Source organism: Bacillus sp. JJ1562 (assembly GCF_036962705.1).
Classification (GTDB): Bacteria; Bacillota; Bacilli; order Bacillales; family Bacillaceae_L; genus Ferdinandcohnia.
The window spans coordinates 50,480-65,596 of the sequence record NZ_JBALOQ010000021.1 but is presented as its reverse complement, the minus strand read 5'-3'; the positions used below and the strand labels follow the sequence as shown (position 1 = coordinate 65,596).

Below are 15,117 nucleotides of genomic sequence, written 5' to 3'. Positions count from 1 at the left end.
TGAAACGGAACTTGCTTCCGCTTCTGCTCCTATAGGCGAACTCTGACCGTTGCTTTTCCGCGGTGACGTCAGAAGATTATCGCTAGTACCCCGAGTATCGCCGCAATCGCTACTATTTCCTTTTCTACGTCGTCAAGATAGCGCGTTTTTACGTCATATGACCGATAGCTACCTTTTACCTTAACGACTTTTATTAGGCGTTCTTTAGTCGAGTCTAATCGTGATTCCTCCGGTATTTCTGCTATATACGACTCTTTCGGTAAGAACCTCCCCCTCTCGTCGCGTTGCCGTTCCTTGGACGATTGACTGCGCGATAATATCTGACGGATTAACTGTTCTTCTTCCCTCGTTAACATAGCTGACGTCCTCCCCTCCTTCTACTATTACCGGGCTTTGTTCCAGCCAGTACGCGTGTTGTTGCGGGTCCCACGACGGTAGGGGAATAGGGACGTCTTTCTTAACGTGAGGCTTCAATAAATCGTAAAATTCCTTCGAACGTGCTGCCGCGAAAATAGCCCCGCGAATAATTTGATTACGGTCAAGATGCGTAGCGTAGAATAGTTGGTCTACATACTCCTTAAATACATCGGACATACGAACAGTCGGTCTATACAATTTTCCCAGCTCCCTTTTCGTTTATAATTGCGTCGATCATCGATTTACCTTCGGGCGTCAAGTAGACGTCCTTCCTTCCGATAAGAGATAACGCGAGTTCCTTCGTCATTCGGTCTAGCCTCCTCCCTAACGTCTCGTCGACGTCTTTAATACATGTTACTGAGGACGGCTTGTACAATATGTTACTTTTTTGCGCGTATGAAAAATAATTCTCGTGGCAATACTTGTACCATTCTAAAATTAAGGAGTGGTACTATGTTTGGACTTGGAAAAAATCGTACTAAATTCGGAAGGTGGCTCGATCGCCAGGGTATTAGTCAGATAGAATTAGAGGAAGAGTCGAAGTTGAGTCGTAGGACTATTTCGCGGTTATGTAACGATGAGGAATATCGGCCAAAGTTTTCGACCGTTACGAAGATTAGACGTGCGTTGAAGCGATTCGGTAAGGACGTGCCGGACGATTATTTCGGAATGTGAGATTAACCAAATGAAAGAATTAAAATTCGGCAACACAACTGTAATAATTCACTCTCCTCTCATGGAATCAACTGAGGAAGATAGGCGAAAGTGGTTTGAAGAAGCTATTAAGAACGAGAATCCTGTGATAATGAATATTATTGAAACTATGAAAAATTGTTATAGAAAAAGTGATTAATAATACTATTACCGAAACTCCCCGAGTTTATTTTATTGCGCGGAAGTTGTAACCACCAGGTGAGGGGCGGACGAGGGGGTGCCTTGGGGGTAACGAACATTTGTTCTGAATAATCGAACATTGTCGAATAACGTCGAATTTCGTTATGCACTTTTTTGCATAGACAACGCAAAACTAGTAGACATAATGTTTCTTATCAGAAGTTACCGTTTTCGCAAACCCGCGTCACATCAGCGTTTTCAAACTACGCTATTTTCCCGAATATACACGATTCTATACATCGTTGTTATACCGCGGTTCCTCCGCCCTGCCCCAACGGTATTTCCCGAATATCCTGCATAAGCTTCGGTATCCGAAGTAGGAGCTAGCCGACAACTTTCGACACCACCCCGTGAGTTTTGCGAGGGTCCGTCCGGTGAGCGCCTCGTGCGGACGAAAAGTTATCGAAGACTCTACGTTTCGAATAGCGTGCTTATTATTTGGGAAGGAATGGGACGACTATATGCGCCGTATATGCGTTGCCATAGCGCCATTTACCCCCTTATAGCCACGCTTCCCATTGCGGTAGACTCCCGTCATACATTACGATATATTACGTACCCCTACCGTTAATTCCGACTATCCTTACCGAGTTTCTTCATATATAAACGAGCACTCTTTTCCCGCAATAAATAAAAAGGTAATACGCGCTTTTTGGCGAAGTATATATGTAGTATAAACATTACGAAAGGGGGTCGTGTTATGAGCGAAGAAAGATACGAATTTCCAGGGGCGAACGGTACAGTTATCGTTACACCTACGAAGGTGACGCTTAAGCATAGTCGATTTCTAGGCGCGGGAAAAGGCGTGAAGGAAATCCGCATTAAAAGTATTAGCGGGATCCAGTTAAAGAAGGCGGGACTTACTGCGGGCTATATTCAGTTTGTATACTCCGGTAGCTCCGATTCTCAAGGACGCAAAACTAAAGATATTATGAATGACGAAAACACTATAATCTGCAACAAACGCAGTCATTACGAAGGTATGGTTAAAGCTAAAGCGTTAATAGAAAAGTTCATCGAACGCGCTGAAACTAGTAACGCTACTACTGCGGAATTATCGCAAGCAGACGAGTTGAAAAAGTTCGCTGAATTACGAGATGCGGGCGTTATATCTGACGATGAATTTACCGCGAAGAAAAAGCAGATACTCGGTCTATAATTCGACAGCGGAACGGTATTACTACTTGCAGCGTAACGGTGCTGTGCGCTATAATGTCGATATATCGGAAAAGAAGTCGATTACATAATCGTAGGCGTGCGTTGACTCTACGACTGACATAACGCAAGGGAAACGGAGTTCAGACCGGGGCAAGGCGCTGGCAGGCAAAGGGTCGTGGGTTCGATTCCCATCAACTCCATTAAGTAAAAGCCACTCTAGTTTTAACTAGGGTGGCTTTTGCTTGTATATGAAGTATATCTTTTGATAACATTTAACTTTAATTTAATTTGATACACTAAACAAAAAGCCTATCTTTCAGGGGGTAAAACGGTGAAATATTTAATCGGTTGTATAGGATTCCCTTTACTGATTATCCTCATTGCGGCATTAATAGGATTTGCACTAGATGATGAAGAATCTACAAAGAATGACTCGAAAGAACAAAACTCAGAACAAGTCAAAAATGAAGAGCTAGCCACTGAAGAGCATGCAAAAGAAAAAGCTGAAAAAGAAGCGACTGAAGAAGCAAGACAAAAAGAGGAAGCTGAACAACAAGCTAAAGAAGAACGTGAACGCAAAGAGCAAGCCGAACAAAAAACGGACGAACAAGCCCAGGCAATTGGCTTAGAGGCAGTAATAGTTTCTCGAGTTGTAGATGGTGACACGGTTGAACTTTCTGATGGCCGGAAGATTCGTTTAGTCGGTGTAAATACACCTGAATCTACAAACAGGCAAGAAGTGTATGGGAAAGAAGCAAGCAATTATACAGCCTCTCAACTGGAAGGCGAAAAAGTATGGCTTCAAAAGGATGTATCCAATAAAGATCGCTATGATCGATATTTACGCCTTATCTGGTTATCTGTTCCATCGAATGTATTGGACGAAGCGGAAGTCCGTTCAAAAATGTTTAACGCCTTGCTAGTTTTAAACGGATATGCCGAACCTTCAACCTACCCGCCAGATGTCACCTATAGCGACTATTTCGTAAAGTTTGCTCGCGAAGCACGGGCGAACGGAACAGGCCTTTGGGCATACGGGGAAAATGGGACCACAAAAGGTGATCTCGATAAAGGTAGTTCAAAACCATCATCGCCAAGGAATAACCCACCCACAGAGGGTAGCGGAAATACCAGAGGTTCAGAATCCTATAAAAACTGTACTGAACTACGAAAAGTGTATCCTAATGGTGTTCCATCAACACATCAAGCTTATGAAGCCAAACATGACCGCGATAAAGATAACTGGGCATGTGAAAAGGCATCATAAAAGCCGACAGACCCGATCAGATTGATTGGGTCTTTATTTATTCTCTCATTTATTAAAATGGGCTGATTTTTGTCGAAAAAAACTGTCGTAAATTATCGGAATCTTTTGCCAAAAGTTGGTTGATTACTAGTTTCAAAATGTTAACATTGTATTGTAGGCGTTTTCATAGCGCCTGTATGCTAGTTTTATAAAAAAAGGAGGAAAAAAATGAGCCAATTAATTTTTGCATTACGAGAAAAGGTTGAGTCATTTTTAAACGGGACAAAGAAGCTTTATATCAATGGTGAATTTGTGGAAAGTGCTTCTGGAAAGACGTTCGAATCCTATAATCCTGCGACAGGTGAAGTATTAGCAACTGTAAGTGAAGCAGGTCCAGAGGATATTGATCGTGCTGTAAAAGCAGCCCGCAAAGCTTTTGATGAAGGTCCTTGGCAAAAGATGACTGCAGCCCAAAGAAGCCGTATCATGTATAAACTGGCAGATTTGATGGAGCTACATAAAGATGAGCTAGCACAATTGGAAACATTGGATAATGGTAAACCGATTCGTGAAACGTCAAATGCAGATATTCCTCTAGCAATTGAACATATGCGTTATTATGCTGGATGGTCTACGAAAATCGTGGGACAAACGATCCCTGTAAATGGACCATTCTTTAACTATACTCGCCATGAAGCTGTTGGTGTTGTGGGACAAATCATTCCATGGAACTTCCCGCTGTTAATGGCAATGTGGAAGCTTGGTGCAGCTCTTGCAACTGGCTGTACAGTGGTATTAAAGCCTGCAGAACAAACACCTCTTTCTGCTCTATATTTAGCTGAGCTTATGGAAGAAGCTGGATTCCCTGCAGGGGTTGTGAATATCGTTCCTGGCTTTGGTGAAACAGCTGGTCAACCGCTAGTAGATCATCCACTGGTTGATAAGATTGCATTCACTGGTTCAACAGAAGTTGGAAAAAGCATCATGGAAAGAGCCTCAAAATCATTAAAACGTGTAACATTAGAATTAGGTGGAAAATCTCCAAATATTATTTTACCTGATGCAGATCTTACAAAAGCAATTCCTGGTGCATTAAATGGAGTTATGTTTAACCAAGGTCAGGTTTGCTGTGCGGGATCACGTGTCTTCATCCAAAAGAAACAATTCGATAATGTGGTAGCAGACATGGCAAGCCATGCTGAAAAAATCAAACAAGGTGCCGGTCTTCACTCTGATACAGAAATTGGACCACTTGTTTCAATTGAACAACAAAATCGCGTTTTAGGATATATTGAAAAAGGACTTAATGAGGGTGCTGAGCTAGTAGTTGGTGGTCAAAAACCATTTGAAGAGGGCTACTTTGTATCTCCAACTATTTTTGCGAATGTAAAAGACGAAATGACAATCGCAAAAGAAGAAATTTTCGGTCCTGTTATTTCAGCAATGCCATATGACGATCTTGATGAATTAATTTCTCGTGCAAACAGTTCAGAATATGGTCTTGCAGCTGGTGTGTGGACGCAGGATGTAGGAAAAGCACATTATATAGCTAATAACCTACGTGCAGGAACTGTATGGGTGAACTGCTATAATGCATTCGATGCAGCTTCTCCATTCGGTGGATACAAGCAATCAGGTATTGGACGTGAAATGGGATCCTATGCCCTAAATAACTACACAGAAGTGAAGAGTGTTTGGATTGCAATGAATTAATAAGAAAAGCGCTGGAGCTAGACATAGAAAAAAGGCGAGGATCTGCAATAGGTTCTCGCCTTTTCGTTAGCTAATTGTCGCATTTGTCTTTTGACCCTGCTGTCTTGGAAATTGGACTTTACAAACGAAATCTAAAATCCTTGTGCTAATAAATTGCCCAACAATAGCATAAATTATTATTCTCCAATCCACTACAATACCAGTCGTAAGCAATATCGTCCCATTAATCGCAAATAGAGTTTTCCCTGGTGAAAATCCTTTTAGTTTTGAAATAATTAACGCTAAAATATCCATCCCACCCGATGAGGCTCCCATTCGAAATAGAATCCCTATACCCACTCCAAAAACAACAGAGCCCACAAGTAAATCGACGATTACATTTGAAATGGGGCCAGTGATGAATGGAGTAAAGATCCGAATAGTGACTGCTGTTACTGTGACACAATACAATGTCCAAATAGCTGTACTCTTTCCAAGCCACTTAATAGCTGCAAATAAAAGGCCAGCATTTAGCAACCAAAGCGTAATATCAAAAGGAGTACCCGCTACATAATTGAACAGTACTGCGACATTAGCAGCTCCTCCGGTTGGAATAAAATGTGGAAATAAAAAAGTGGCCATTGCAAAGCCTTGAATATTTGCTGCAATTCCCAGTATCAAACCTTTATATACTATTTTCATGCTGTACGCTCCTAAATCGTATCTTATGATTTTATTAACATATGGTACCATTATTTTGATACATAAAAAAGGTCTGCTTTACCGTATCATATATGGTAAGCAGACCTTCTTCTTTTTATATCAAATACGCCTTGGCGTATTTGCGCCCAGATTTTTTCGAGTAAGCTCGAAAAACTTCCTTTGAAAATCTGTGGCATCCGCCGGAGGCTTTAACTTTATTGAGCAGAAATCCCCTACTTCTGCTCAATAAAGTTAATCTTTCCAAACAATTTCACCCGATTTAGTTGTAGGATCGATTTCAACTTCGAAATCGTGTTTTTCATAAAAATAGACGAGACGATCGACGTGATCCCAGTCTCTTTTTGCTATATCACCTGTAATCACAGGAATGTTTTGTTCACGAGCGATTTCTTTTAAATGATTCATGCAGATTGAACCATATCCTTGGTTCGCAGGACCTTTAATATCACCGATGTGTATGGCATCATCTTCTTTGTACTGGGCATGAAGGGTAAAATCCCATTTGCCCTTATAAGCTGATTCACAATCATTCACCATGATTTGGCACTGATTTCCATCATCAAAAGCAGACACAATTACCCATTTTTCATCCTTCGATTGATCAATGCCGATGATTTGATGCTTTTTTGAAATTTCTTTGATATTGTCCTGCATGCGATACATCTGGAACTGCAAATCCTCTAAATCCTGTTTGACCTCTGATGGGCTCTTATTCAGATCCTCTTTCATTAGCAAACTTTGAAAATACATGATAAACACCTTTCAATATATATTTTTTGCCTTAAAAGCAATTTAATTCCATTTTATTGATAAAAATGGAAAATGTTTACGTTTTTGACAACGAACATACAGTTTCCGATTATACTAGACTTCTAACATATTTGCAAACAACGCTTCTTTGCTGTCATATATTTATAAAAGCTTAGTAATACCTCTGTAACATGACTGTCATTTTATTATGTTAGGATAATTTTCGAGTAGGAAAATAGTCTTATGAAGGAGGTAGGATACTTTGAAAATCTCAACTCTTATAAAGAAGAAAACAGCCCTTCTCTATTTATTCGGTGTTCTACTTATTATGGGAACTAGCATTTTTACTACAATCCATCATTCGAATGCTGAAACAATTGAAAAGACTCCCAGTCAAGAACAAAAAATAGAGAAAGAAAAAATAAATCATCTAGAACAACAAAATCAACCTGTTCAAACTCAACCTGTTGAAAATAAACCTGTTGAAATGGCTTCTAAAAATTATAATGTTGAACAGGAAAATACAATTTCTGGTTCAGAACTGGACAAGCATCTAAAAGGGAATTTAAAAGGTCTAGGACCAAACTTCGTACAATCAGGCGAAGAGCATGAAATTGATCCTATATTTTTAGCCGCATTAGCTGCTCAGGAGACAGGTTGGGGCAATTCTGATATTGCTGGTTCCCCTTGGAATAATATTGGAGGAATTACTTGTATGCCCGAAATTTATACAAATATCTTTGGTGCCGATTATCCAAACCCTGGTTGTGAAACATTAGTTGAAGGTGGAACCAATTGGCAAAAGTTTCAATCAATTGAAGATAGTATTCGCTTTAAGGCGATTTATTTAAAGGAATATTATGTAGAAAACGGAAATAAAACAATTGGTGACATCCAAACAGTTTATGCACCAAGTGAGGCGGCAAACGATGCCACAGGTTTAAATAATCACTGGGTAAAAAATATTGTATCCATTATGAACGAAGTTAAAGCTGAACAGGCTTAAATATTGATATAAGAAATGCTCAGGGCATAGAAACTCTGAGCATTTTTATATTTAAAAATTTTCTATCATATTTCAAATTGATTTTCAAGCATGTGCAGGATAATTGAAGAATGTTAAAATAGTGTAAGTGTATTGTGTAATATATAGAAAATAGTTTATATGGAGGAAAAAAAGTGGCAGCAAAGAATAACGATAAAATTTCAGTCTCTGGAACATTAACATATGCCGATTTCAAAAAGCATAATAGTTATCACAGAAGGAAAAATGTAATTGGTTATTTCATTATAGTTTTTTTATGTTCATTTTATGTCTTATCCGATATTATCACTGGTAGTTCTATTTTGGTAACAATCTTTTCATTAATAATTTCTAGTGTAATCATTCTCCTACCGGTAATTTTAATGAACAGGAATCTCAGTAAAGTGTATAAAAATGAACAATTATTTAAAGATGAAATCACATACGAAATAAATGATAATGGAATATGCCAAAAAACAGGAAGATCAAACGCTAATATAGAGTGGAGTAACATATTCCTTGCAATAGAAGAGAAGGATATGTTTCGATTGTATGTTTCAAAGAATAAAGCAATCGTCCTGCCCATTAGTTTCTTCAATTCAAAGGAAGAAATAAACATTTTAAAAAGTCTTATCAAAAGGAACATGAAATCAAGGAAGGTCAAATTAAGGTTTTAGCCACGAATTCAAATAATTATTTTGTTTTTATTTAGTGAACTTTTTTATTCCCTCATTCGTATTATCTGCAGAATAAAAAGATTACGAATATGAATGAGGGTGTTAAGAATGACAGAGTTTTTTATTTTTTGGATAGCCGCATCCATTGGGGCAATAGCCGTTATGCCGTATCAGTTTAATTCGCTGAAGACCACAATTGAAGAAGATGCTAGAAAGAATCCAACCAAAAAAATTCCTCCCACTCATGTGCTTGTTTTGATTAGCATTTTACAAAGTGTTGTCCTATTAGGAGTTTCTGCTTTTATTGGAACCTGGTTGGCTCCCAAGGTTGATTTACATTGGTGGCTAGTTGAACATTGGTTAGATGGTACTGCAATACCATATTCCATCTCAGCAACAATTCTGTTAAGTATTATTGTCGGTGCCATTGCATCGATTCTCATCTTCGGATTAGACTTATTGTTTATGAAAAAAATGCCCAAGGTCGATATCGATGAGCCTTCGAAATTTCAGGCATTTTTAGCTTCGTTCTATGGAGGAATTTCAGAGGAAGTTTTAACCCGCTTATTCGTAATGACACTAGTTGTTTATGTCTCTAGCCTTCTAGGTTTAGGGAATGCTTCGTATTGGATTGGCATCCTCGTTGCTGCCCTTTTATTTGGGGTAGGGCATTTGCCGGCTGCTTTTGCTCTTTTCGGGAAATCAAAGCTTGTTGTTTGGCGTACGCTTTTACTTAATGCTGTCCCAGGTATCCTATTTGGATATTTGTATTGGAAGTATGGACTTGAAATCGCAATGATTGCTCACTTTACATGCGATATATTTTTACATGTCATTATTGGACCAATTTTTAGAAAAAGAACGGGAAATTAGCTCACGAGGTTTCGTGGGCTTTTTCTTATTGTTTTTATACACCGAAATTTGCCTGAACTAATACAATACAACAAAGATATTTTGGGAAGGAGCACTATTATGTATTATTATGAACCTTGGATGATGCGCTCGCAGTCGAAACGGAACATTAGTGCCAATTCGTACAGAATGAAAGTGAATGGTGAGGGGATTGTAACTGCTACACCAAATTCAGCGACGATTACATTAGGGGTCATTACTGAAAGCAGTACAGTCACTGAAGCACAGAATGAAAATAACCAACTTACCAAAAAAGTGATCGATTCTATCTTAGGACTAGGGATACCCAAAGAACATATCAAAACAGTAGATTTTCGGATTGAAATCCTCTATAACTTCGAAAACTCAAAACAGACGGTAAGAGGTTATCGGGTAACTCATATGCTCCAAATTTCAGATGTGGATATCCAATCCGTTGGTAGCATTGTCGATACATCAGTTCAAAATGGTGCAAATACGGTTACTAATATTGATTTTACGGTTCGAAACCCAAAAATCTATTATGAAAAAGCGCTTCAGAACGCTGTACTAGACGCCCAGGAAAAAGCACGGACGATTGCTAAAAATTTAGGTGTCCAACTTCAAGACATACCAATTCAGATACAGGAACTTTCCCAACAAAGTCCACCTGTTCCATTTCAAACCGCAATGTTCGCAAAAAGCGAAGCAGCAACACCAATTCAACCTGGTGAATTAACGATAACCGCTAGGATTGAAGCAACATTTACTTATTCGAATTAGTTTTTTTGCAAAAAGCAGGGCTATCTAACAGATTCTGTTTCCTTTTATACACAAAATAGTGCTCTAGCCATCTGTTATTATAAAAGGATAGGATTAATTGAAGTGAACCGTATCGTAGGTGAATGAGTTTTTATTTATTTCAAAGAACAATGAGAACACTGCTATTCATAGAGTTCTCATTGTTCTTTGTACTACATCGACTTAATTACCATTCTTTTGGCTCATAGTTTAATTCTCTAAATAATTGAGTTCGTTCTTTCTTTGATAAATCTCTCCATTGTCCGGGAGGTAGGTTACCTAAATGAATATTCATGATTCGTTTTCTTTGTAATCGATAAACGTCGTATCCTAATTCAGCGCACATGCGGCGAATTTGACGGTTTAGTCCTTGGGTTAAAATGATTTGAAAATCAAATTTTGATAATTGTACTACTTCACAAGGAAGTGTTTTAGTGCCTAATATTTTGACACCTTCTGACATCTTCTTCAAGAATTCAGGAGTAATTGGCTTGTCCACTGAAACGATATATTCTTTTTCATGCTTATTTTCGGAACGCAGAATTTCGTTAACAATGTCGCCATCGTTCGTAAGAAGTATTAAGCCCTCTGAATCTTTATCCAGGCGCCCAATATTAAATACTCTTAATGGATGGTTGACCAAGTCAACAATATTCCCCTTTACCCCTTTTTCTGTTGTACTAGTAATACCTACAGGTTTATTTAAGGCAATATAGACATTATTCCTTGCTACTCGGATTGGGTTTCCATCTACTCGAACGTCATCCCCAGGCTCTACTTGGCTACCTATAGTTGCACGTTTACCATTAATAAACACTCTCCCATCGGTAATTAATTTATCGGCACCTCGTCTAGATGCCTTTCCAGATTCACTTATATATTTATTAATACGCATTTCGTCACATCCTAAATCAAACGATTGTTTTAATGATACTAACTATACTTTATTTTAAGGGTGAATCACAATCTTTAATTCTTGATAGATGAGTTCATAGTAATTGGGACCACAAAAAATTTTCAAAAAGGATGCCCCTTTTTTACCACCTCCTCTCTATAACAATGGTGAAGGGGTGGTGTATTCGTATGAATTTAAAATCGGGCACAATTGATAAGTTCGAGGACTATTCGAATTTTAGTGATCTACAGGAATTCAACAGACATATGGAGATGTGGATGCTTCAATATAAGGATGATTTTTCAAAAGGTGAGCTTGTTGGGTTAAAACGCCTAGTTCGTTATTCAGCAAAAATTCCAGGGGTTTGCAATGCAAAAATTGGTACGATGTTGAAGTCCATACATGAAGAATACAATGGAAATGGTGTATCACGTTCTACTTTTAAACGGATGATTCAAAAAGCAGTGGCGTTAGGTATTATTACGGTTTATGAAACCGAGCGCAAGAATGGCTCCCAAACTAGCAATCTTTACGTGTTTAATCGTTACCCAAAAATGAACTCAACTCATCATGAACCACCTAAAAAGGAAATTTTGGACCACCATAAAGAAACTAGTAATCCTTTAAAAACTAAAGAAAATATAAAAAAACGTAAAGACGCTCCTCTAGATTTCACTTTTACGAGTGATCGAGTTCCCGTTTCCTTTGTGGAAGCAGTAAAACCATTTTTTCCTGAAGCAAGAACAATCGAGGAATATTGGAAAATGGCAACAATTGCAGTAGTTAAAAACAACCGTGACGGGGAATGTGAACATATGATCGAGCTATTCATCAAAGCTTTCAAACAAATGATTATGAAGCTAAAGAGAAATACAATTCATAATCCATTTGCCTATTTTTATGGAGTGTTAACCCGAAAATTGGAAGAGTTATATAATCAGGAACTGGAAGAATCAGAGGAATATTTTGCGGAGAGTATTAGCAGGCAACGAAAAGAAGCATCTAAAAAGTCGGAGCTATTTTCGTTACTCCAGGAAGTATTGCCGCTTACGTAGGCGGCCCTTCTCTTCATTTTTGTATAAAAAAATGCACCCATTTGGAGTGCATTCTCGTACCTATTTTTCTATATAAATTTACTAATCAATTTCAATTAAATCCCACGATGTTATGATTCCTAATGGTTTTTCATCGATTTGTCCATTTTCAGTGATGATAACAGCCTCAAGTTTTCTCCCATGGGCATGTCGTTTTTCAAACATTTCTTCCACATCAAATATATCTCTGTCTTTATCGATGAAATCAATGAGGTGTTTGGTTTCGTAATGAATTACTTCTCCCACTCGTATATTGGCTAAATCGATCACATCTTTAGCTAGGTGCTTTGCCATCCACTTTAGAACGGCTCCAGACGTTAATATTCCCACGCATGAACCATCTTTATAGATAGGAAATTTTGTATACGTATTATCATGAATCGCGAGGATCACGTCCTTGATTGATGAATGATAATTAAAATAGACAACAGGGTTACTTGAAATAGACAAGGCTGTAACCGGCTTTTGCAAAATTTCCGCAATTTCTTCAATTCTCTCGACAACATCATGGTGTGGCGATGCTATGTAAAAATCCGCACGTAATTTTTCATGGACAATGGCATTTCTAAGCTTAGCAAATTGAAAGAGTTCATCCTTATAAGAACGGATAATGGCATGTCTTTTTGCACCATGCGCAACTAATTGGCTAAAAATATCCCCATGTTTGTGTTTGACCATTTTACTTAAAGCTTTATGAATTCGATTGAAAGCTATCTCAAAACGTTCTGATAAATCTATTTCAACGGTTTCCACTTTATTCCCCCCACTCTACTATTATTATATTTTATAAACGAGTAGGGTTGGAGGAAATTTGCAAAAAAAAGAAGCTTTATATAGATGCGTTTCTGAATTAATTGGAAACGCATCTCTCCTGAAGAAACAGAACAGTTTAGTACAATAGCAAAAGGCACAACTAGATAATCTCACTAGTGGTGCCTTTCTGTACACAAAACTTCGATTGTCCTCTTTAAGAACTGTCACTGGACTCCTACTTCGTTAATGAATGTCTTGAATGACTTTTTCTAGGAATTCACCCATTCGCTTAACGGCCGGCTCTGAAAAATCAAAACTGACCCCAGTTTCTTTATAAATAGCTGCGATGGATTGATTGTAGTCCGCACTTGCACCTTTTTTAAAGGATTCTACAGCTTGCTCTGGGTCTTTCTGATAATTCTCAAGTGACTGTAGAGCACCGAGCATCGAGATGGAGTATTCAATATTATAGAAAGGGACTTCGAAATAATGAAGGGTGCCCGCCCAACTCATCCCAATTTCTTGCTCCAGCCCAGTAGTATCAACAGGGTTTAAGCCATAACGTTTTGAGATTTCAAAGTATTTTTCATCACGCTCTTTGGCAGTGTGTTTAGGATTCGTATACATCCAATGCTGGAATAGATCCCCTGACAATGGGCCGTATAACATTGTAAATGCCCGTCTTAGCTCTTCACGCTGTGCGCTCTTAAAATCTTCTTCATCTGGATAAAAACGATCCAGCTTATCCAGTAAGAGCAATTCCATCCCATGGGAATAAAGTTCAGCAACTTCCATTCGGTGCTGGTAGTCTTCAGTAGGACCGTTCTCGGAAAACTGGAGGTACCCATTCACCGCATGGCCCATTTCATGAATTAATGCGATCAGAGAGAAAAAGGATGGACTAAAGTTCGCAAAAACGAAGGTATCCCCTGAAACAGGTAAGGAAGTACAGAAACCACCTGGGCTTTTTCCTTTCCGATCTCCAAGATCTAGTAACCCATTCTCTCTCATGTAATTGAAACGGTCTGCAAAATATGGATCGGTTTTCCCTAACATCTCAGAAACGCCATCCATAAGTGTAGATACCTCGGAGTATGGAGGATTTTTCATCAATTTAGCTGTGTTATCCCAAGGGCGATATGTATCGACACCAAGCTTGGACTTAAACACATCAGCTAAGCGATTCCAAGCTGGGATAATATGTTTCTCTACATTTTCATGAAAGTCATAACAATCTTGGACACTATATTCACGATTTTTGACCACAAACATATAATCACGATAATTTTCAAAGCCTGCATTTACAGCGATTTGATGGCGTAGTTGAACGAGTTCGTCCATGATGGCATCCATATCAGGCTTAATTTGACGAAAGGCAGAACCCATCTTGTTATAAGCTTTTTCTCTTACGGCTCTGTCTAGATGATCAAGTTGGGATTGGATAAACGGAAAAGGCTTTTCCTCCCCATCCCATTCAACTGTTAACCCACCCATAATTTCACTATACTTCGTACAGAGCTCTTGTTCTTTTACCATTAAAGGAATGTTTTCTTCTCTGAACAGTTTTACTTTGGACTCGCGAACTTGTCGCATTAAGCCGTAGCGTTTTTCATCTAATTGATTTAAATAAGGAGACTTACAGAATTTCTCATTCAATTTTGCTTCATATTTCATTAAAAGTGGTTGAATGACTTGCTGATCGTGAAGATAAGTCGACTTGATTTCTGCATCCTCTGTGTTCCGGTAGAAGTCGACTTGGTGACCTGTCATCGCCTCCGAGATTTTAATCATTAAGTTCTTTTCATCTTTTAACCAATTTTCCAGGTCAGAAACGGATTCGATTGAAACATCAAGTAAACTTCGAATTTGAGCTTCTACCCCTTCTACATCTTGTAAATCAATTAATTCTTGATAATAATTATGACGTAAATCTTGTGTCATGGATAACTCCCCTTCCCCTTTTTAATTATATCTATAATAATATTATCGAATCCTAGTTCTTAAATCTAGCTTTTTTAAGGAGGATGGAGCAGGGAACAGTAATTACACTTCCTTTTTGTGTTCGCAAAAGCCTCTGCAGTGTGGAGCGGGAAGTTGTACCAGAATGTATTTTTCTATGAAAT

General features: G+C 38.5%; 15 protein-coding genes. 9 read left to right on the top strand and 6 right to left on the bottom strand.

From position 1 onward, the window contains the following. Window positions 1-68 precede the first annotated feature (68 nt). Window positions 69-356 carry a hypothetical protein gene (locus V7097_RS14055; RefSeq protein ID WP_335704255.1) on the bottom strand — a complete coding sequence of 96 codons (288 nt, stop codon included), beginning with the start codon at window positions 354-356 and terminating at the stop codon, window positions 69-71. A gap of 514 nt (window positions 357-870) precedes the next feature. Here V7097_RS14055 and V7097_RS14050 point away from each other — a divergent pair. From V7097_RS14050 to V7097_RS14035, 4 genes are all read left to right on the top strand, one after another. After that, window positions 871-1,092: a helix-turn-helix domain-containing protein gene (locus tag V7097_RS14050; RefSeq protein WP_335704254.1), complete on the top strand. Its 222-nt coding sequence runs from the start codon at window positions 871-873 to the stop codon at window positions 1,090-1,092. A gap of 919 nt (window positions 1,093-2,011) precedes the next feature. Further along, window positions 2,012-2,470: an SHOCT domain-containing protein gene (locus V7097_RS14045; protein ID WP_335704253.1), complete on the top strand. Its 459-nt coding sequence runs from the start codon at window positions 2,012-2,014 to the stop codon at window positions 2,468-2,470. 330 nt (window positions 2,471-2,800) lie between these two features. Continuing rightward, window positions 2,801-3,736 (top strand): thermonuclease family protein, encoded by a 936-nt coding sequence (locus V7097_RS14040; RefSeq protein ID WP_335704252.1) that lies wholly within the window; start codon window positions 2,801-2,803, stop codon window positions 3,734-3,736. Window positions 3,737-3,943: 207 nt separating this feature from the next. After that, window positions 3,944-5,428: an aldehyde dehydrogenase family protein gene (locus tag V7097_RS14035; protein WP_335704251.1), complete on the top strand. Its 1,485-nt coding sequence runs from the start codon at window positions 3,944-3,946 to the stop codon at window positions 5,426-5,428. Window positions 5,429-5,494: 66 nt separating this feature from the next. On the opposite strand, the gene V7097_RS14030 is transcribed toward V7097_RS14035, so the two are convergent. After that, a complete protein-coding gene (locus V7097_RS14030; RefSeq protein WP_335704250.1) occupies window positions 5,495-6,109 on the bottom strand; it encodes a YitT family protein in 615 nt (204 codons plus the stop codon). A gap of 252 nt (window positions 6,110-6,361) precedes the next feature. Beyond that, window positions 6,362-6,859: a hypothetical protein gene (locus V7097_RS14025; RefSeq protein ID WP_438824239.1), complete on the bottom strand. Its 498-nt coding sequence runs from the start codon at window positions 6,857-6,859 to the stop codon at window positions 6,362-6,364. A 283-nt stretch (window positions 6,860-7,142) separates the two neighbouring features. Here V7097_RS14025 and V7097_RS14020 point away from each other — a divergent pair, with 283 nt between their 5' ends. The 4 genes from V7097_RS14020 to V7097_RS14005 all read left to right on the top strand — a co-directional run bounded on the left by V7097_RS14020 (window position 7,143) and on the right by V7097_RS14005 (window position 10,234). Further along, entirely contained in the window at window positions 7,143-7,886 is a 744-nt protein-coding gene (locus V7097_RS14020) for a glucosaminidase domain-containing protein (protein ID WP_335704248.1), read from the top strand. Between the two features lie 173 nt (window positions 7,887-8,059). Continuing rightward, complete coding sequence (locus tag V7097_RS14015) at window positions 8,060-8,581, top strand: YcxB family protein (protein WP_335704247.1); 522 nt, start codon at window positions 8,060-8,062, stop codon at window positions 8,579-8,581. 108 nt (window positions 8,582-8,689) lie between these two features. Continuing rightward, window positions 8,690-9,454: a CPBP family intramembrane glutamic endopeptidase gene (locus V7097_RS14010; RefSeq protein WP_335704246.1), complete on the top strand. Its 765-nt coding sequence runs from the start codon at window positions 8,690-8,692 to the stop codon at window positions 9,452-9,454. 99 nt (window positions 9,455-9,553) lie between these two features. Further along, window positions 9,554-10,234, top strand: coding sequence for an SIMPL domain-containing protein (locus V7097_RS14005; protein ID WP_335704245.1), 681 nt, complete (start codon window positions 9,554-9,556; stop codon window positions 10,232-10,234). A 205-nt stretch (window positions 10,235-10,439) separates the two neighbouring features. Here V7097_RS14005 and rluF read toward each other — a convergent pair whose 3' ends face one another. Continuing rightward, entirely contained in the window at window positions 10,440-11,147 is a 708-nt protein-coding gene (gene rluF / locus V7097_RS14000) for a 23S rRNA pseudouridine(2604) synthase RluF (RefSeq protein WP_335704244.1), read from the bottom strand. 188 nt (window positions 11,148-11,335) lie between these two features. On the opposite strand from rluF, the gene V7097_RS13995 reads away from it, so the two are divergent. Continuing rightward, window positions 11,336-12,202, top strand: coding sequence for a hypothetical protein (locus V7097_RS13995; RefSeq protein WP_335704243.1), 867 nt, complete (start codon window positions 11,336-11,338; stop codon window positions 12,200-12,202). 81 nt (window positions 12,203-12,283) lie between these two features. Here the strand turns inward: V7097_RS13995 and V7097_RS13990 are convergent, their stop codons facing one another. Further along, window positions 12,284-12,994: a CBS domain-containing protein gene (locus tag V7097_RS13990; RefSeq protein WP_335704242.1), complete on the bottom strand. Its 711-nt coding sequence runs from the start codon at window positions 12,992-12,994 to the stop codon at window positions 12,284-12,286. A 243-nt stretch (window positions 12,995-13,237) separates the two neighbouring features. Then, window positions 13,238-14,935, bottom strand: coding sequence for a M3 family oligoendopeptidase (locus tag V7097_RS13985; protein ID WP_335704241.1), 1,698 nt, complete (start codon window positions 14,933-14,935; stop codon window positions 13,238-13,240). Window positions 14,936-15,117: the final 182 nt, after the last annotated feature.

Coding starts and splice junctions, on each gene's coding strand:
- V7097_RS14055 (WP_335704255.1), bottom strand. CDS start 356: ATGTTAACGAGGGAAGAAGAACAGTTAATCCGTCAGATATTATCGCGC.
- V7097_RS14050 (WP_335704254.1), top strand. CDS start 871: ATGTTTGGACTTGGAAAAAATCGTACTAAATTCGGAAGGTGGCTCGAT.
- V7097_RS14045 (WP_335704253.1), top strand. CDS start 2,012: ATGAGCGAAGAAAGATACGAATTTCCAGGGGCGAACGGTACAGTTATC.
- V7097_RS14035 (WP_335704251.1), top strand. CDS start 3,944: ATGAGCCAATTAATTTTTGCATTACGAGAAAAGGTTGAGTCATTTTTA.
- V7097_RS14030 (WP_335704250.1), bottom strand. CDS start 6,109: ATGAAAATAGTATATAAAGGTTTGATACTGGGAATTGCAGCAAATATT.
- V7097_RS14025 (WP_438824239.1), bottom strand. CDS start 6,859: ATGAAAGAGGATCTGAATAAGAGCCCATCAGAGGTCAAACAGGATTTA.
- V7097_RS14010 (WP_335704246.1), top strand. CDS start 8,690: ATGACAGAGTTTTTTATTTTTTGGATAGCCGCATCCATTGGGGCAATA.
- V7097_RS14005 (WP_335704245.1), top strand. CDS start 9,554: ATGTATTATTATGAACCTTGGATGATGCGCTCGCAGTCGAAACGGAAC.
- rluF (WP_335704244.1), bottom strand. CDS start 11,147: ATGCGTATTAATAAATATATAAGTGAATCTGGAAAGGCATCTAGACGA.
- V7097_RS13995 (WP_335704243.1), top strand. CDS start 11,336: ATGAATTTAAAATCGGGCACAATTGATAAGTTCGAGGACTATTCGAAT.
- V7097_RS13985 (WP_335704241.1), bottom strand. CDS start 14,935: ATGACACAAGATTTACGTCATAATTATTATCAAGAATTAATTGATTTA.